General features: G+C 66.0%; 12 protein-coding genes. 7 read left to right on the top strand and 5 right to left on the bottom strand.

Annotated features, from left to right (window positions below; genetic code table 11):
• Nucleotides 1–2 precede the first annotated feature (2 nt).
• Nucleotides 3–1,661 carry an aminotransferase class III-fold pyridoxal phosphate-dependent enzyme gene (locus L0977_RS02870; protein WP_234263199.1) on the top strand — a complete coding sequence of 553 codons (1,659 nt, stop codon included), beginning with the start codon at nucleotides 3–5 and terminating at the stop codon, nucleotides 1,659–1,661.
• A gap of 43 nt (nucleotides 1,662–1,704) precedes the next feature.
• On the opposite strand, the gene L0977_RS02865 is transcribed toward L0977_RS02870, so the two are convergent.
• Nucleotides 1,705–2,310, bottom strand: a complete 606-nt coding sequence (locus L0977_RS02865; protein ID WP_234263198.1) for a hypothetical protein — start codon at nucleotides 2,308–2,310, stop codon at nucleotides 1,705–1,707.
• A 144-nt stretch (nucleotides 2,311–2,454) separates the two neighbouring features.
• On the opposite strand from L0977_RS02865, the gene L0977_RS02860 reads away from it, so the two are divergent.
• Entirely contained in the window at nucleotides 2,455–3,717 is a 1,263-nt protein-coding gene (locus L0977_RS02860; protein WP_234263197.1) for a glycosyltransferase family 4 protein, read from the top strand.
• Between the two features lie 57 nt (nucleotides 3,718–3,774).
• Here the strand turns inward: L0977_RS02860 and L0977_RS02855 are convergent, their stop codons facing one another.
• The 4 genes from L0977_RS02855 to L0977_RS02840 all read right to left on the bottom strand — a co-directional run bounded on the left by L0977_RS02855 (nucleotide 3,775) and on the right by L0977_RS02840 (nucleotide 8,253).
• Nucleotides 3,775–5,943, bottom strand: a complete 2,169-nt coding sequence (locus L0977_RS02855; protein ID WP_234263196.1) for a PhoX family protein — start codon at nucleotides 5,941–5,943, stop codon at nucleotides 3,775–3,777.
• A gap of 112 nt (nucleotides 5,944–6,055) precedes the next feature.
• Nucleotides 6,056–6,844 (bottom strand): BPSS1780 family membrane protein, encoded by a 789-nt coding sequence (locus L0977_RS02850; protein WP_234263195.1) that lies wholly within the window; start codon nucleotides 6,842–6,844, stop codon nucleotides 6,056–6,058.
• Nucleotides 6,845–6,904: 60 nt separating this feature from the next.
• Nucleotides 6,905–7,912 carry a homoserine kinase gene (locus tag L0977_RS02845; RefSeq protein ID WP_234263194.1) on the bottom strand — a complete coding sequence of 336 codons (1,008 nt, stop codon included), beginning with the start codon at nucleotides 7,910–7,912 and terminating at the stop codon, nucleotides 6,905–6,907.
• A 5-nt stretch (nucleotides 7,913–7,917) separates the two neighbouring features.
• The gene (locus L0977_RS02840) at nucleotides 7,918–8,253 is read right to left on the bottom strand and encodes a hypothetical protein (protein WP_234263193.1); all 336 of its coding nucleotides are present in this window, start codon (nucleotides 8,251–8,253) and stop codon (nucleotides 7,918–7,920) included.
• 66 nt (nucleotides 8,254–8,319) lie between these two features.
• Between L0977_RS02840 and polA the strand changes: the two genes are divergently transcribed.
• The 5 genes from polA (at nucleotide 8,320) to L0977_RS02815 (ending at nucleotide 17,122) form a co-directional block, all read left to right on the top strand.
• Complete coding sequence (gene polA / locus L0977_RS02835; RefSeq protein ID WP_234263192.1) at nucleotides 8,320–11,091, top strand: DNA polymerase I; 2,772 nt, start codon at nucleotides 8,320–8,322, stop codon at nucleotides 11,089–11,091.
• A gap of 80 nt (nucleotides 11,092–11,171) precedes the next feature.
• Nucleotides 11,172–12,164, top strand: a complete 993-nt coding sequence (locus L0977_RS02830) for a helix-turn-helix transcriptional regulator (protein WP_267966308.1) — start codon at nucleotides 11,172–11,174, stop codon at nucleotides 12,162–12,164.
• 110 nt (nucleotides 12,165–12,274) lie between these two features.
• Complete coding sequence (cas3, locus tag L0977_RS02825) at nucleotides 12,275–14,980, top strand: CRISPR-associated helicase Cas3' (protein ID WP_234263190.1); 2,706 nt, start codon at nucleotides 12,275–12,277, stop codon at nucleotides 14,978–14,980.
• A complete protein-coding gene (locus L0977_RS02820) occupies nucleotides 14,977–16,575 on the top strand; it encodes a type I-E CRISPR-associated protein Cse1/CasA (protein ID WP_234263189.1) in 1,599 nt (532 codons plus the stop codon). The genes cas3 and L0977_RS02820 overlap by 4 nt, the downstream gene beginning before the upstream one ends.
• Nucleotides 16,562–17,122 carry a type I-E CRISPR-associated protein Cse2/CasB gene (locus tag L0977_RS02815; RefSeq protein WP_234263188.1) on the top strand — a complete coding sequence of 187 codons (561 nt, stop codon included), beginning with the start codon at nucleotides 16,562–16,564 and terminating at the stop codon, nucleotides 17,120–17,122. Before L0977_RS02820 ends, L0977_RS02815 begins: the two co-directional genes overlap by 14 nt.
• The last annotated feature ends 4 nt before the right edge of the window (nucleotides 17,123–17,126 follow it).

Here is a 17,126-nt window from a genome sequence, read left to right as displayed (position 1 = left end):
CCATGCTGCCCTCTGAAATCCTGTGGCCTTCGGCCGCCCTCGTGCTGGCCTGGCCGCTGCTGCGGCAGCGTTGGGCCCTGTCGCGCGCCAAGCACCGTTCGCTGGCGGGGCATTCGCGGCTGGCCAAGCGCCTGGCGCGCTGGCTGCCGGGCTACAGCCTCGATGAACAGCGGTTTTTCGACGCCGACGGGGCGGGCCCGGCCATCGCCGCGCGCCGCCGCGCCGCGTTCGACGCGCTGAGCGCCGGCTTCGAACAGCGCCATGCGCGCACCCTGGCCCTGACGGCCGAGGCCCGCGAGGGGCTGCCCGATCTGCAACTGACGGGCCGCTACCGGGTGCCGTTCCCGTTCAGCGACCTGGTGAGCCGGCGTCTGCGCGTCGGCGCCTTCCTGCAGGCTGCCGAAGGCCGGCACCTGGTCGATCTGGATGGCCAGCGCTTCATCGACCTGACCGGTTCGTACGGCGTCAACGTGTTCGGCGCCGATTTCTACAAGGCCTGTATGGCCGAGGCGGCGCAGCGGGCGTCGGCGCTGGGCGGCACCCTGGGCGCCTACCACCCCTGTGTGGCCGACAACGTGCAGCGTTTGCGGGCCCTGTCGGGGCTGGAATCGGTCTCGTTCCACATGTCCGGCACCGAAGCCGTGATGCAGGCCGTGCGGCTGGCCCGCTACCACACCCGCCGGCGGCACCTGGTGCGTTTTGCGGGCGCCTACCACGGCTGGTGGGAAGACGTGCAGCCCGGCCCCGGCAACCCGCTGCCGCCGCGCGAAACCTACACGCTGGCCGACATGAGCGAACGCAGCCTGGCGGTGCTGCGCCAGCGGCGCGACATTGCCTGCGTGCTGGTCAATCCCTTGCAGGCGCTGCACCCCAACCACAATGCCCCGGCCGATTCGGCGCTGGTGGCCGGCCGTCGCAGCGCGGGCTTTGACCGTGCGGCCTACACGCGCTGGCTCCAGCGCCTGCGCGAGGTCTGCACCGAGCGCGGCATCGTGCTCATCTTCGACGAGGTGTTCCTGGGCTTCCGGCTCGCGCCGGGCGGGGCGCAGGCCTACTTCGGCGTGCAGGCCGACATGGTCACCTACGGCAAGACGCTGGGTGGTGGCTTCCCGGTGGGGGTGGTCTGTGGCCGGGCTGCGCTGATGCAGCGTTTCCGCCCCGAGCGGCCCGCCGACCTCTGCCTGGCGCGCGGCACCTTCAACGCCCACCCCTGGGTGATGGCCGGCATGGCGGCCTTTCTCGACCGTCTGGCATCGCCCGCAGTGCAGGCGCTGTACGCCGACCAGGACGCGCGCTGGAAAGATCGCGCCGCCCGCTTCAACGCGGCCATGGCCGAAGCCGGCCTGCCCGTGGTGGCGACGAACCTGCAGAGCATCTGGACGCTGGGCTTCACCGAAGCCTCGCGCTACCACTGGATGTTCGCCTACTGCCTGCGCTGGCAGGGGCTGGCGCTGAGCTGGGTCGGCACCGGGCGCCTCATCTTCAGCCTCGACCTGGGCGAAGCCGAGTTCGACGAGGTGCTGCAGCGCTTCCTGGCGGCGGGGCGCGACATGCAGGCCGGCGGCTGGTGGCTGCCGCCGGGCCAGACGCCGGCAGCGGGGCCATTGCGCCGCCGCATGGCCCGGGAATGGGGGCGGGCGGTGCTGGGCCGGCGGGCCTGACGGGGCGGGGGCTTTGGCGCGGGGCGCGGCCATCGTGCCCGACTCAGCCGTGCGACGGGTGGCCCGGGTCCATCCACTGGCCGCGCAGCAGGTGCAGCGGCGCGCGGTGGTAGAGGCGGATGTCGTTGACCGGATCGGTGACGATCTTGGCCAGCCACACCAGTCCGGTGCGCACGTCGCGCAGGAAGAACAGGTGCACCGTGCGGAACAGCAGGCCGCCGATGCCGATGGCCAGCCACAGCGCGCCGACCTGGCGCACGTAGCCGCCCCAGCCCTCATGCACCGGCAGTAGGCCGAACAGGCCCGGGGCCGTGGCCAGCAGCAGCGGCGCGGCGGCCCACAGCGCCATCAGCACCACCTTGCGCCGCAGGTTGTAGCCCACCTTCACGTCTTCCTTGTAGGCGTGCGTGACCTGGTTGATGGCGTCGTAGCCGCGCGGCTCGAAGAAGAAATGGCCGGCCTGGCGCGAGGTCATGGACACCAGCCAGGCGATCAGGGCCGACACCACCGGGTCGATCCACAGCCAGGCGTAGGCGACCAGAAAGCTGATCGCGCTGACCAGGTGCAGCGCCTGGTTGATGCGGCTGTGGTGGTAGTAGCGGTGGTCGTCCCAGCGCTGGGTCCTCAGGTCATCGAGAAAGCGGTTCACGGGCGGTCCTTCCAACAGGGTTGAGGGTCCGCCATGCTGTCGCAAGCGCATGAAAATCCGGTGACAGCACGGTGCCGACACACCGCTGTCACGGGTGTGCCGCGGTGTCACACCACTGCCGTGTGCGGCCCCGAACATGGCGGCATGGACAGCTTGCGTTCCCAGGACATCGTGCTGCAGGACTTTCCTGCCGCCCTCCCTTCGTTGCGCCTGGCCGTGGTCACCGAGACCTGGCCGCCCGAGATCAACGGGGTGGCGCTCACCCTGGCGCGGCTGGTGGCCGGCCTGTGCGAGCGCAACCACCAGGTCCAGCTCGTGCGGCCGCGCCAGCGGCCCGATGACGCGGCGCTGGCCGCCGGCAGCGTGCAGGAACTGCTGGTGCCGGGCATGCCGATTCCGCGCTACCCCGAGCTCCGGCTGGGGCTGCCCGGGCGCAAGGCGCTGATCAACGCCTGGTCGCGCCAGCGGCCCGACCTGGTCCACATCGCCACCGAAGGTCCGCTGGGCTGGTCGGCGTTGCAGGCGGCACGCCGTCTGCAACTGCCGGTGACCTCGGACTTCCGCACCAACTTCCACCGCTACAGCGCCCACTACGGCCTGGGCTGGCTGCGCAAGCCCATCGCGGCCTACCTGCGCAAGTTCCACAACCTGACGCAGTGCACCATGGTGCCCACGCGCGCCCTGTGTGCCGAACTGCTGTCGCAGGGGTTCGAGCGCCTGCAGGTGGTGGCACGCGGGGTGGACACCGCGCGCTTCCATCCCGGCCGGCGTGACGAACACCTGCGCGCCGCCTGGGGCGTGCAGCCGGGCGAACAGGTCTGGCTCGTGGTGGGGCGCCTGGCCGCTGAAAAGAACCTCGACATCGCCCTGCAGGCGTGCGAGGCGGTGCGTGCCGACCCAGCCATCCGCACCCGCGTGCGGTTGGTGCTGGCGGGCGACGGGCCGCAGCGCGCCGCGCTGGCTGAACGTTGCCCGGATGCCCGCTTTCTGGGCATGCAGAGCCAGGACCAACTGGCGGCCTGCTACGCCTCGGCCGACCTGCTGCTGTTTCCCAGCCTGACCGAAACCTTCGGCAACGTGACGCTGGAAGCGCTCTCCAGCGGCCTGCCGGTGCTCGCCTTCGACACCGCGGCGGCGGCCGAGTGGGTGCGGCACGGGCACAACGGCTGGGTCGTGCCGGCGGGTGATGCGCCCGCCTTCGTGGCCCAGGCCCATGCGCTGGCCACGGCGGGCGAATGCCTGGCCGGGGCCCGCGAGGCGGCGCGTGCCTCGGTGGCCGATCTCGACTGGCGGCAGATTGCCGCCCAGGTGGAAGGCGTGTTCGTGCGGGTGCTGGAGCAGGGCCCGTGGAGCGCTCCCCAGCGCCGCGGGCTGGCCGACGGATACCGCCCGCCGGCGTTGCCCTGAAAACACAAAGGGCCCGCCAAGGCGGGCCCTTTGTGGGGCGAGGGGGTGGCTGAAGATTCAACTGCCGATAAGGCCGCCGTCGTTCTTGGTGATCACGATGGTGGCCGAGCGCGGACGCTGGCCCACGCCGTAGCCGACGCTGGCGGGCCAGTGGCTTTCGTACTTGGCCGGGTTGCCGATGTCGGCCATGTTCGTGTTTTCACCCGGGTGCTGGATGTTCACGAACAGGGCGCGGCCGTCGGGCGTTTCGGTGATGCCGGTGATCTCGGCGCCCTTGGGGCCGACCAGGAAACGCTTGAGCGTGGCCGGGGTCTGCGGCTTGCCGGCATGGGTGGTCACCGTGCGGTTGCCGTGGGTGAGGGTGCGCGTCCCCCCATCGCCCACGCGGCCCGGCACGGCGGCCAGCAGCATGCAGTTGGTCTGGTCGGTGTAGGCGCCGTCGTCGGTCTCGATCCAGCACAGGCCGGTGGCCTGGCTGAACACCAGGCCGTCGGGCGAGGACAGGTCGTTCTCGTCGCTCAGGTTCGACAGGTTGATGGTCGACTTGTCGGCGCCCGCCTCGGCGGCGAACAGGAAGATGTCCCACTTGAACGCGCTGGCGGTCGGCTGGGTTTCGGCCAGACGGATCACGTGGCCGTTGACGTTGCCCTTTTGCTCCTTGCCGTTCTTCAGATCGGTGTAGGAGCGCGGGTTGGCCGCATCGGTGGCGGCCGGGGTGCGGTTGCTGTTGTTGGTGAGGGTGATGTAGACCTCGCCGTTCTTCGGGTTCACGCCGGCCCATTCGGGTCGGTCCATCTTGGTGGCGCCCACGGCGTCGGCGGCCAGGCGCGTGAAGACGGCGATGTCGGCCGCGTTCTTGAACTCGAAGTACGAGCTGCCCGCGATGACCGGGTTGTCCATCGACAGTTCCAGCCATTCGCCCGAGCCGTCGTCCTTGAAGCGGGCGACATAGAGGGTGCCCTTGTCGAGGTACTTGTCGCCGGCGGCCAGGCGGTTGGCGGGCTCGGCATCGGCGGCTTCCCAGCGGGCGGCCGAGACGAATTTGTAGATGTATTCGCCCCGGGCGTCGTCGCCCATGTAGGCGACCACGGGCTGGCCGGCCACCGCGCGGGCGAAGGTGCAGTTTTCGTGGCCCAGGCGGCCCAGCGCGGTGCGCTTGCGCACGGCCTGCGTCTTGTCGTAGGGGTCGATTTCCACCACGTAGCCGAAGGTGTTCATCTCGTTGCGGAAGTCGTCCTGGGCGCTGGCGGCCAGGGCGCCGTTGTTCCAGCGTGCGTAGCGCTCGTCGCTGCCGCCGCTTTCCCAGCCGTGGCGGCTGGCCGCGCCGGCCTTGCGGCCGTAGCGCACCAGGGCCTGCACCTGCTTGTCCTTCTTGCGGCGGTCATCGTCCTGCGCGTCGCGGAAGAAGTAGCCGAACCAGTTTTCTTCGCCCGACACGTAGGTGCCCCAGGGCGTCTTGCCGCTGCCGCAGTTGTTGAGCGTGCCGCGCGCCTTGGTGGCGGTGGGGTCGTAGCGGGTGACCAGGTGTTCGCTGCCACGGGCCGGGCCGTGGATCACGGCGTCGCTCATCGTGGTGACGCGGCGGTTGAACGGCGAAGCCTTCTGGTAGGCCCAGCGCTTGCCGTCGTTCTGCAGCTCCACGACCGACAGGCCGTGGATCATCAGTTCCTTGTCGATTTCCGAAGCCGGGCGCGGCAGGGTGGAGGCGCCGCCGTTGGCGTGCAGGAAGAAGGACGAGAGCTTCTGGTCGGTGGTTGCCTCGTGGTTCATGGCGATCACGCCACGGGCCGAAGCGGTGCGCGAGGGCTTGCCCTGGGCATCCAGGCCAAACCACTCCATGCCGTCGTGGTGGTCGCCAGCACGCTGGTCGAAAGCGGTGTCGCTGCCGTCGTTCTTGAAGTCCGGGGTGCTGGCCGACAGCGGATCGCCCAGTGCGTAGACGATGGTGGCGGTGTAGCCTTCCGGCACCACCACCATGTCGGCCATGCTCTTGGCCACGGGCTTGAAGCCGAGGCTGCCCAGCGGGCTGGCGACGGCGCCCTGGCCGGTGCTGGCGCAGGCGGTCAGGCCGGCCGCGCCCACCAGGCCGGCGCCGCCGAGGGCGCCCCGCAGCAGGCCGCGGCGCGACAGACGGGCCTGCACGATCTGGTCGATGTGCGGGTTGGGGGTGGTGTTGGAGTCTTCGTCGTTGAAGGGGTCCAGCGGACGGGACAGGTCGTGTGCCATCAATGTGCCTCGTGGGTTGGTCTGAAACCCTGGCAGCATCGGTCCTGCGTGTGAAACCTCTGTGACGGTTCGATGGCGCACCGATGACGGGCGCCATCGCCATCCGCGCCCATCAGGTGGCGGCGGTGTCGACCGGTGTGTCGTCGGTCTGGAAGCTGTCGCGGTACGTGAAGTAGACCGACGCGTGGAACAGCGAGGCCATCAGCAGCACCATGGGGTAGAGGACCACCCCCAGCAGCGCCGGGCCGAGCAGGGCGGCCATGAGGCTGAGCACAACGCTGCTGCCCATGAATATGAACACCCAGCCGGCCATGTAGGCCAGCATGGCGCCCTTGTTCGCCCAGCAGGCCATGACGCTGTAGAACAGGCTCTGGGCCGGGCCGATGCCGTGCCAGTGGGTCAGGGCTGGGGCATGCCAGAAAGCCATGCCGATGGGCAGGTACAGCAGCATGGCCAGCCACAGGCCGCCGCCCAGCAGCGCGTCGCGGGCCAGCTCGGTCGGGTCGGCATCGGCCGGCGGCGGGGGCGCGCTGGCCGGGTCACCGCCCACCAGCGCGGCCAGCCCCAGCACCACGGTGACGGCCACGGCGTAGATCAGGCCCAGGGTCAGCAGCGTGCGGGTGCGCTGGCGGTCGGCCCGGAAACCGGTCAGCAGCAGGCTGGGCATGGGGAAGCGGCCGGCGTCGGCCTCGCGGGAGGCGGCCATGATGCCGAGCGTGGCCGCGGGCACCAGCACCAGGGCCACCACCGAGCCCACCACCGGCACCAGTGCCAGCACCGTCACCAGGGCCATGAACATGAAAAACAGGCCTGCCAGCGCCAGGGGCTGGCGCAGGAAGGTGCGGGTTCCGAGGCGGACCCAGGTGAAGCCGGTGCGGGCGGGAACGATGTGAAGCTTCATCGGCGCGAGAACAAACGCGAAAAGACAGGGGCGCGGCGCGCGGGCAGGGGGAGCGGCCGGTCAGGCCGGGACGGCGCAGGGCGCGCGCAGCAGGTCGAGCGCGTCCGCGCGGGCCAGCCGTTCGCGCAGCACGCGCTCGAAATGGCCCGGGTCATGGGGTTGGAGCATCGAGGCTTCGCGCGGCAGGAACCAGTCCCACAGGCGCGAGAGCCAGAAGCGCAGCGCCCCGGCACGCAGCATGGACGGCAGCAGCTCGCGCTCGGCGGCCGTGAGCGGGCGTACCGCTTCGTAGGCCGACAGGAAGGCCTGCGCCAGGTCGGCACGGTGCCGGCCGTCGGTGGCATCGGCCGCGTGCATGACGCACCAGTCGTTCAGGCACACCGCCAGGTCGAACAGCCAGGTGTCCTGGCCGGCGAAATAGAAGTCGAAGAAGCCGGTCAGGGCCTCGCCTTCGAACATCACGTTGTCGCGGAACAGGTCGGCATGCACCGGGCCACGCGGCAGGGCGGCATAGGCCGGCAGGGCGGCGACGTGGTTCTGGTAGGCCAGTTCGGCGCGGATCAGCTCGTTCTGCGCCGGCGACAGGTGCGGCAGCACCACCGGCACGGTTTCGTTCCACCACGACAGGCCGCGCAGATTGGGCTGGCTGAGTGCGAAATCGCGCCCGGCCAGGTGCATCCGGGCCAGCGTGCCGCCCACGGCGGTGCAATGGCGCACGCCCGGGGCCAGTTCGCTGCGGCCTCGCAGCTTGGTCACCACGGCCGCCGGCTTGCCGGCCAGCGTGTGCAGGATCTCGCCCTGGCTGTCGGCGGCAGGCGCCGGCACCGGGATGCCCTTGCCCGCCAGGTGCTGCATCAGCCGCAGGTAATACGGCAACTGGTCGAAGCCCAGGCGCTCGAACACCGTCAGCACGTGTTCGTGCGTCTGGCCATCGTGCTCGCAGGTGGCGAAATAATTGGTGTTTTCGATGCCGCCCTGGATGCCTCGCAGGCCGGTCAGCACGCCCAGGTCCAGGCGTTCGATCAGGGCCGCAGCTTCCGCGAACGGAACGTCGGTGTAGACGGCCATGGCCGTCAGAAGCTCATGATGCGCCAGCGGCTGCGCCCGGCGTTCGTGGCGCTGCCCGAGCCCACGTTTTCACCGCCGGAGACGGGGGCGACCTCGTAGCCCGCACCGCCGTTTTTGGGCTGCACGTTGATGCTGCGGGTCTCGCCGCCCACGCGCAGTTCCTCGATGCGGCTGCCCGCGTCTTCGTGCTGGATGCGCTCGATCAGCTGGTTGTTGCGGTCCGCCTCGATGCCCTGGGGCGCTTCGGCCGGGGGCGGCGTCTGGGCATGGGCCCCGAAGCTGGACAGGCACAGGCCCAGCGACAGCAGGGCAGACGGAAGGAGGAGGTTTCGGGCGCGCATGAACCGGATTGTAGGCAAAGGGCCGCCACCTGGGGCGGGCTGTGCCTTGTGCCCCACAATTGCCGCATGTCCGACGCAAAACCTTCCCTGCTGCTGGTCGATGGCTCCAGCTACCTGTATCGCGCTTTCTTCGCCGGCGGCGACGCCATGAGCATCACCCTGCCCGATGGCACGGTGCAGAAAACCGGTGCCATCCGCATCATCATCAACATGATGCAGAAGCTGCTGAACGACTTTCCGGCGACCTACGCAGCCTGCGTGTTCGATGCGAAGGGACCGACCTTCCGCGACGCCCTCTACCCCGACTACAAGGCCCAGCGCAGCCCCATGCCCGACGATCTGCGCAGCCAGATCGCGCCCATCCACGAAGTGGTGCGCCTCTCGGGTTGGCCGGTGCTGGACGTGCCCGGCGTGGAGGCCGACGACGTGATCGGCACGCTGGCCGTGGCCGCGGCCAGCCAGGGGCTGGACGTGCTCATCAGCAGCGGCGACAAGGACCTGGCGCAACTGGTCAATCCACACATCACCATCCTGGACACCATGAGCGGCAAGCTGCGCGATCTGGCCGGGGTGGAGGCCGAGTTCGGTGTGCCGGCGCGCCTGATGCTGGACTACCAGATGCTGGTGGGTGACCAGGTCGACAACGTGCCGGGCGTCAACAAGGTCGGCCCCAAGACGGCGGTGAAGCTGCTGCAGGAATACGGCTCGATCGACAACCTCATCGCCCAGGCCGACCAGGTCAAGGGTGCCGTGGGCGAGAACCTGCGCCAGGCGATGGACTGGTTGCCCATCGGCCGGCAGTTGCTGACCATCAAGACCGACTGCGACCTGAACGGCTGGGTGCCCGGCCTGCCGTCGCTGGACGCCATCCGCATGGGCGAACCGCAGAAAGAGCCACTGCGCCGCTTCTACGAAACCTATGGCTTCAAGGGCCTGGCCAAGGCGCTGGGCGGTGGGGAAACACCCGCCGCGCCGGCCCCGGCGTCCGGTGCCAGCGACGACCTGTTTGCGGAGCCGGCCGCGCCGGCTGCCAGCACGCTGGCCTACGACACGGTGCTGACCTGGGACGCTTTCGACGCCTGGCTGGCGAAGCTGACGGCGGCCGAGCTCACCGCCATCGACACCGAAACCACCTCGCTCGATGAAATGGTGGCGCAGATCGTGGGCATCAGCTTCAGCGTGACGCCGGGCGAAGCCGCCTACATCCCGCTTGCGCACGCCGGGCCGGACGCGCCGGAGCAACTGCCGCTGGACGACGTGCTCGCCAAACTCAAGCCCTGGCTGGAAGACCCGACCAGGCACAAGCTCGGCCAGCACATCAAGTACGACCGCCACGTGTTCGCCAACCACGGCATCGAGGTGCAGGGGTATGTGCACGACACCATGCTGCAGAGCTATGTGCTGGAAGTGCACAAGCCGCACGGCCTGGCCAGCCTGGCCGAACGCCACCTGGGCCGCAGTGGCATCAACTACGAAGACCTGTGCGGCAAGGGCGCGCACCAGATTCCGTTCGCGCAGGTGGACGTGGCCAAGGCGGCCGAGTATTCGTGCGAAGACAGCGACATGACGCTGGACGTGCACCGCACGCTGTGGCCGCAGATCGAAGCCGACGCCAAGCTGAAGTTCATCTACGAGCTGGAGATCGCCAGCAGCGAAACGCTCTACCGCATCGAGCGCAACGGCGTGCTGATCGACGCGCCCACGCTGGCGAAACAGAGCCACGAGCTGGGCCAGCGCATCTTCGCGCTGGAGCAGGAGGCGTATGAGATCGCCGGCCAGCCTTTCAATCTGAGCAGCCCCAAGCAACTGGGCGAAATCTTCTTCGACAAGCTGGGCCTGCCCGTCATCAAGAAAACCGCCACCGGCGCCCGCAGCACCGACGAAGAGGTGCTGGAAAAGCTGGCCGAGGACTACCCGCTGCCGGCCAAGATTCTGGAACACCGCAGCCTCATCAAGCTCAAGGGCACCTACACCGACAAGCTGGCTCAGCTCGCGCTGCCGCGCACCGGCCGCGTGCACACCCACTACGCGCAGGCGGTGGCCGTGACCGGGCGCCTGTCGAGCAACGACCCCAACCTGCAGAACATCCCCATCCGCACCGCCGAAGGCCGCAAGGTGCGCGAGGCCTTCGTGGCCGCGCCGGGCCACGTGATCGCCAGTGCCGACTACTCGCAGATCGAGCTGCGCATCATGGCCCACCTGAGCGACGACCACGCCCTGCTCAAGGCCTTCCAGGAAGGGCAGGACGTGCACCGCGCCACCGCGGCCGAGGTGTTCGGCATCACCACTGCCGAGGTCAGCAGCGAACAGCGCCGCTACGCCAAGACCATCAACTTCGGCCTCATCTACGGCATGGGCACCTTCGGCCTGGCCAAGTCGCTGGGCATCGAAAACGCCGCCGCCAAGACCTACATCGACCGCTACTTCGCGCGCTTTGCCGGCGTCAAGCAGTACATGGACGACACCCGTGCGCTGGCCAAAGAGCAGGGTTATGTGGAGACCGTGTTCGGCCGCAAGCTGGTGCTGCCCGACATCAAGAACGCCAAAGGTGCCAAGCAGGCCGCGCTGGAGCGCCAGGCCATCAATGCGCCCATGCAGGGCACGGCCGCCGATCTCATCAAGCTGGCCATGGTGGCGGTGCAGAAAGCGCTGGACGACCAGGGCAAGGGCACCCGGATGATCATGCAGGTGCACGACGAACTGGTGTTCGAAGTACCCGATTCGGAAGTGGACTGGGTGCGCAGCGAAATCCCGCGCCTGATGGCGGGCGTCGCGCAACTCAAGGTGCCGCTGCTGGCCGAGGTGGGCGTGGGGCCGAACTGGGAGCAGGCGCACTGAACGGGGACCACACGATCTAACAGTGCAAACGCGAGAACAGGTGACCCACGAGTCACCACCGCAAAAAAAGGGGGGGGACAATGTCAAAAACTGAACGCCTTCATCAGCTTTCCAAAACCCTGCGGCAGCGGAGGCGCGTCACGCTGGCGGAACTGATGCAGACGCTGCAGGTCTCGCGCGCCACCCTGATGCGCGATCTGGATTGGTTGCGGGTGGAACTGGGGCACCCGATCCACTGGGACCACGAAGCGCGTTGTTATGTGTGGCGTGAATCCGAGTTGGCGGGTGAGCAGCCCGAGGAGATGGCCGGCCTGTGGCTCAGACCGTCCGAAGTGCTGGCGCTGGTGACGCTGGACCAGTTGCTGCGCGACATCCAGCCCGGCGACCTGCTGCGCGGACACCTGCAGCCGCTGGAAAACCGGCTGACCAAGATGCTCAAGCAGTCGGGCCTGGACCGATCCGCCCAAAGCCTGCTCGGGCGGCGCGTTCGCGTCATCGGCCTGTGGCAGCGGCGCGTGCCGCCGCAGTGCTTCGAGACCGTCGGGCTGGCGCTCACCCAGCGCCTGCGCCTGCGTATTCACTACCAGGCGCGCGGCTCCGGCCAGAGCAGCGAACGCAGCGTCTCGCCCCAGCGCCTGATCCACTACCGCAGCAACTGGCTGCTGGACGCGTGGTGCCACGAGCGCGACGAACTGCGCAGCTTCAGCCTCGACAACATCAGCCAGCCGCAGATCGAAGACGCGCCGGCCATTGATGTACCCGAAGACGTGCTGGACCAGACCCTGGGCAATGGCTACGGCATCTTCAGCGGCAAGGCCGTGCAATGGGCCACGCTGCGCTTCACGCCCGAGCGCGCCCGCTGGGTCGCTGCGGAACAGTGGCACCCGGCGCAGAAAGGCGAATGGGACAGCGAAGGCCACTGGCTGCTGCAGATCCCGTACAGCGACGACCGTGAACTGGTGATGGACATCCTGCGCCACACGCCGGAGGTGGAGGTGCTGGCGCCTGCGGCGTTGCGCGAGCGGGTGCTGCAGAGGATGCGGGACGGGGTGGCTCGGTGGGGTGTCTCATGAATTGAGACCGAGCGCTTGCACACTCCTTCACGCAATCCACCAGCTTTGGAAAAACCTTCAGGGAGAAATCGGTCGTGTCAGAAGCAGAGGCTCAGACAGGAGGGCGCACGGTGACGGCGAATACCAACCCGGTGGCCTGGGGAAAACTGTCGCGAGACAAATCGGGGCAGTTGATTGGTGAGCATCCATTGCTGGATCACATGACCGACGTCGCTGCGTGCTTCTTGGCTTTGGCTGAATGCGCGGGTATTCGGCGTTCGCTTGAACTTGCGGCAGGTCGGCCCCTCGACGAATCAGATTTGCAGAGACTGGCCGTGTTGGTCTTTCTGCATGATGTCGGCAAAGCCAACGCCGGCTTTCAGTCTCGACGATGGCAACCTCCCGAAAGAGCGCCAGCGCATTGGCCTACCACCCCATTTGGACATGGACCCGAAGGCTGGGAACTGATTGCCGGGCGCGTACCGAACGCCGAACACTACGCAGCCGGGTTGCCCATTGCAGAAATGGTGGCCTGGGGTGAACTGGCTGTCTGTGACTTGCTTCAGGCGAGCATCAGTCACCACGGGCGACCGCTGGGTGAATGTCCTGAAAAGCAAACGGCGAGTATCTGGAAGCCGGTGCTGGCCAACTGCGGGACGGTGTTGTACGACCCGGCAGCCACTTTGACCCGGATGGGCGAACGGGTGAGGCAAAGCTATCCGCTGGCCTTCAGGGAATGCCTGCGACCCATGCCTGGCCAACCCGCCTTCGTACATCTATTTGCCGGGCTGGTTCAGCTGGCTGACTGGCTGGGCTCCGACACACGCGAAGCATTCTTCCCATACACCGTACCTGGAGAAGATCGAATCCAGTCGGCAGTCACTCGTGCAGCTTATGCAGTGCACTCCATCGGTCTGGATGTGGCTACTTGGAAAAATGAACTGCACGTTCAACCCCCATCGTTCAGTGCAGCTTTTGGTGTGCCGACGGCCCGCCCCATGCAGTTGGAGACAGCCGATCTCTCCTTGGGTGACATCGTGGTACTGGAGGCTGAAACCGGCAGCGGCAAGACCGAAGCCGCGTTGTGGCGCTTCGTGCAGCTATTTGAAGCGGGCAAGGTAGATAGCCTGTACTTCGCCTTGCCCACGCGCGTCGCGGCAACACAGCTCTATCAACGTGTGTTGGCATTGGTGACGCGGCTATGGTCAAAAGATGCCCCCGTAGTCGTGCGCGCGTTGCCAGGATACGAGGCCGCAGACGATCAGGAAAAAATCAGCCTGCCGGATTTCAAAGTCCAGTGGCCCGATGTCCCTGATGACTACACAGCTCACCAGCGGTGGGTGGCTGAATCACCCAAGCGCTTTCTGGCCGCCACCATCGCGGTGGGCACCATCGACCAAGCCTTGCTCGGCGCGCTCAAGGTCAAGCATGCCCACATGCGTCACGCCTTGCTGGCTCGCAGCTTGTTGGTGGTTGATGAGGTGCACGCATCCGATGCGTACATGACCGTGCTGTTGGAGAAATTGCTTCAAGCGCACATCAAGGCCGGTGGTCACTCCATATTGCTTTCCGCCACCCTCGGCGCCATGGCCCGAACGCGCTATCTCAACATTGGGAGCAAAAAGAAGCATGCGCCACCCTCGCTGGCCGATGCATGCGCAGCCGCCTATCCGGCACTCAGCTTCCGAGATTCAACCGGCATTCACTTGCACCCCGTGGCAGGCAACCCGCAACACAAAACGGTGTATTGGGAGACGCTGGATGCCATGGACGACCCCAAGCAGATTTCGATGCTCGCCTTGCAGGCTGCGGCGCAAGGCGCGCGCGTGCTTGTGGTGCGCAATACCGTGCCTGCTGCCGTCGCCACATTGAAAGCGTTGGAAGAACTGACCTTGGCTCAAGGCGGTGACTGTTTGTTCAAGGTCAACGGCGTCAGCACCGTTCACCACAGTCGCTACAGCCGTCAAGACCGTCCTTTGCTGGATCAGGCAGTCGAAGCGCAACTGGGAAAAACGCGGCAAGACACAAAGGGCTGCGTCATCATCGGCACGCAAACATTGGAGCAAAGCCTGGACGTTGACGCCGATTTGCTCATCACCGACCTGTGCCCCATGGATGTGTTGCTACAGCGCCTGGGCCGCTTGCACCGACATGCCCGACCCGAGGCAGAGCGGCCAGAGGGCTACCGCCTGCCGCAGGCTTGGGTGCTCACCCCCGCTGGCAACGACCTCACACCCATGCTCAAGCGTGCTCGCCATGGCCTGGGCCGATTCCGCGATGGAGGCGGTGTGTACCCCGACCTGCGCATGGTTGAAGCTACCAAGCGATTGATTCAGGCACAGCCCAGTCGCCAGATACCAGCAGATAACCGCATGCTGGTGGAACACGCCACGCACATCGAAGCGCTGCAGGGGATCGAAAATGATCTTGGGCCCGACTGGCAGAAACTGGGGCAGACCATTGAGGGTGATACCAGTGCTCGAAGAGGTGTTGGGCACCTTCACACCTTGCCGTACGACGAGGCGTTTGGCGAGGTTCTGTTTCCGGACAGTGATCAAAAAATTGCGACCCGCCTTGGCGCGGCGGATCGCTTGGTGACTTTTGACCCGCCCCAGCCCGGCCCATTCCAGCAGGCCGTGAAGCAATTGGCGTTGCGTCACCATCAAGTCCCCGAGGGCGTCAGCCCTGACGCCTTGCCAACAGGTATCGCCGTATTGCCCGCCAGCGCAGGTTTTGAGTTCACCTTGGGCTCAGCGCGTTATCGTTACAACCGCTTTGGGCTTGAGCGCTTGAAAGCCCTCGACGAAAACAAGCCCACACAGGGAGTACCCATATGACGATTGCCCCGGAGCTGCAGTTTTGCTTGCTCACCGAGCCTCTCATTCGCTATCGCCGTGCGAGCGATGGGAATACCGTTTGTGCCAACTTGCCTGAGTTGTTCGTGGCACTGGCCGCAGACGAGGTGCGCGACTACCCGGCTTTGCGTCCGCACCAGCGCCACCCCTGGCACGCATTTCTGGTTCAGCTAGCCGCTATCGCCTTGCATAGAGCAGAAAGAACAGCGGTTATTGAAACTGCGCAGGAGTGGCGTGATGTGTTGTTGGCGCTCACACCAGATGACCCAGACGGGGCAGCGTGGTGTTTGGTTTCTCCGCCGAATCGACCAGCGCTGTTGCAGGCTGCCGTCGTTGGCGGAAGTGTCTCGGATTGGAAATCTGAGGCATTTGCCGCTGATGAAATTGACATGTTGGTCACATCCAAGAACCATGATCTCAAAGGCAGCCGCGCGCGACGATCACAGCCCGAAGACTGGCTGTTTGCTTTGTTGAGCTTGCAAACTCAGGATGGATTTTTGGGTGCTGGCAACTACGGAATTTCTCGCATGAACGGAGGCTTTGCCAGCAAGCCAGGTGTGGGTGTGGCTGCTGCCGGTTTCCCCGGAGGTCGTTGGATGCGAGACATTGCTGCGTTGCTAAGGAGACGCGGCCGAACGGTGGAAGCATATGGTTTGCAAGGGGATGACGGCTTGGCACTGGTCTGGCTTGCTCCTTGGGATGGGCTCGATAGCCTGTCGTTTTCCAAACTCGACCCCTTCTACATCGAGATTTGTCGTCGTATTCGTTTGCGGTGTGTTGACGGTGAAATCATGTCTGTTGGGACCGGTAGCAAAGCGGCGCGCATTGCTGCGAAAGAGCTAAACGGGTTGACGGGTGATGCATGGACACCTATTGACGTGGAAGGCGGTAAGGCACTCACGATCACCGCCAATGGGTTTCCCTACAAATTGGTTTCGGAGCTGATGTTTGGCGGTAAATACCAAGCACCGGTTGCTCAAGACTTTGATCACTCAACCAACGGTGATAGCTTGGTTTTTGTCACGCAGGGAGTCACTCGTGGGCAAGGGAAGACGGAGGGTTACCACGAGCGTCGCGTGCCTGTTTCACCCAAGGTGCAGGGGCTTTTGAAGACGAACCAGAAAGCTCATCTGGAGCGCATTGCCGGGCAGCGCATCTCTGCTATTGGCGAAGTTCGAAAGCTGCTCTGGCTTGCACTGGCGGTCTTGTTTGGGAATGGTGCCTCTGGTGACAGCAGTGAAGGAAACAAAGCAAAGGCAAGCAAGTTTTCTGCACCATTTGAAGAAGCCGAAGACGCGCGTTTCTTTGTTGACCTCAATGAAGAGGTGGAGGCAGCTGATCCCGCCGCACAGCGACTGCGATGGTTGCTCGGGTTGGTTGAACGGGCAGAAGCCATTCTGAAAGTGGCGTTTGACGCCGGACCGCGCAGCGGCATCCAAAAGTACCGAGCCCAGTCTGCGGCTTTGTCACGCTTTCATGGTGGGCTTCGCAGTGACAAGTTCCCTATATCCGATCTGGTCAATTACTACCGCCAACAAACCACCAAACGTCAGGAGGAAACCAGTGACCACGCTTGAACCCACCTTGGAAGAGCACGCCCCACCAGAGGCTGCCGCCGCGTACCGTGAGCCCTTTGGGGCGCTGGCTGCCTACATCAAGCGCGCCAGCACCGGTGACCGCGCGGCACTGGCCCGGCTCAAACCAGACGCGCTCCAGCCCCACCAGTTGGCTGCGTTGGCACGAGCCTTGTCAGCGGCAGGCTTGGCGCCAGAGCAATGGCATGCAGATACCTGGCCGCGTTGGGCTTTGATTGCTCATGGCATGGCGCTCGCTGGACACGACGGTAAACAAAGGCTGGGCAGGCAGTTGGCCACCGCCGGTGTGTCTGAGTCGCGCGTCACCAAACTGCTCACTTCGCGAGGCGATGCCTTCACGCAGCTTTTGCCTCGTGTGCTGCGATTGTTGGCCAGCAAAGGCGTGGCACCCAACTGGCGCGAGCTGGGCGAACTGGTGCTCAAGGAAGGTAGCGCCTTGCGCAGCAGCCAAGCAGAAGCCGAGGAAATACGTCTTCAGATCGCAGGCCTCTATTTTTCGTCGCTGGCCCGAACCGAATCCAAGTCATAACAAA

This window comes from Hydrogenophaga sp. NFH-34 (assembly GCF_021401345.1).
In the GTDB taxonomy this organism is placed as follows: domain Bacteria; phylum Pseudomonadota; class Gammaproteobacteria; order Burkholderiales; family Burkholderiaceae_C; genus Hydrogenophaga; species Hydrogenophaga electricum.
Note: the sequence above shows the minus strand (reverse complement) of the source record. Positions and strands in the feature narration are given on the sequence as shown.

Bases quoted from the DNA above. Each gene is read 5' to 3' on its own strand.
- L0977_RS02870 (WP_234263199.1), top strand. From the start codon at position 3: ATGCTGCCCTCTGAAATCCTGTGGCCTTCGGCCGCCCTCGTGCTGGCC.
- L0977_RS02860 (WP_234263197.1), top strand. From the start codon at position 2,455: ATGGACAGCTTGCGTTCCCAGGACATCGTGCTGCAGGACTTTCCTGCC.
- L0977_RS02855 (WP_234263196.1), bottom strand. From the start codon at position 5,943: ATGGCACACGACCTGTCCCGTCCGCTGGACCCCTTCAACGACGAAGAC.
- L0977_RS02850 (WP_234263195.1), bottom strand. From the start codon at position 6,844: ATGAAGCTTCACATCGTTCCCGCCCGCACCGGCTTCACCTGGGTCCGC.
- L0977_RS02845 (WP_234263194.1), bottom strand. From the start codon at position 7,912: ATGGCCGTCTACACCGACGTTCCGTTCGCGGAAGCTGCGGCCCTGATC.
- L0977_RS02840 (WP_234263193.1), bottom strand. From the start codon at position 8,253: ATGCGCGCCCGAAACCTCCTCCTTCCGTCTGCCCTGCTGTCGCTGGGC.
- polA (WP_234263192.1), top strand. From the start codon at position 8,320: ATGTCCGACGCAAAACCTTCCCTGCTGCTGGTCGATGGCTCCAGCTAC.
- L0977_RS02830 (WP_267966308.1), top strand. From the start codon at position 11,172: ATGTCAAAAACTGAACGCCTTCATCAGCTTTCCAAAACCCTGCGGCAG.
- L0977_RS02820 (WP_234263189.1), top strand. From the start codon at position 14,977: ATGACGATTGCCCCGGAGCTGCAGTTTTGCTTGCTCACCGAGCCTCTC.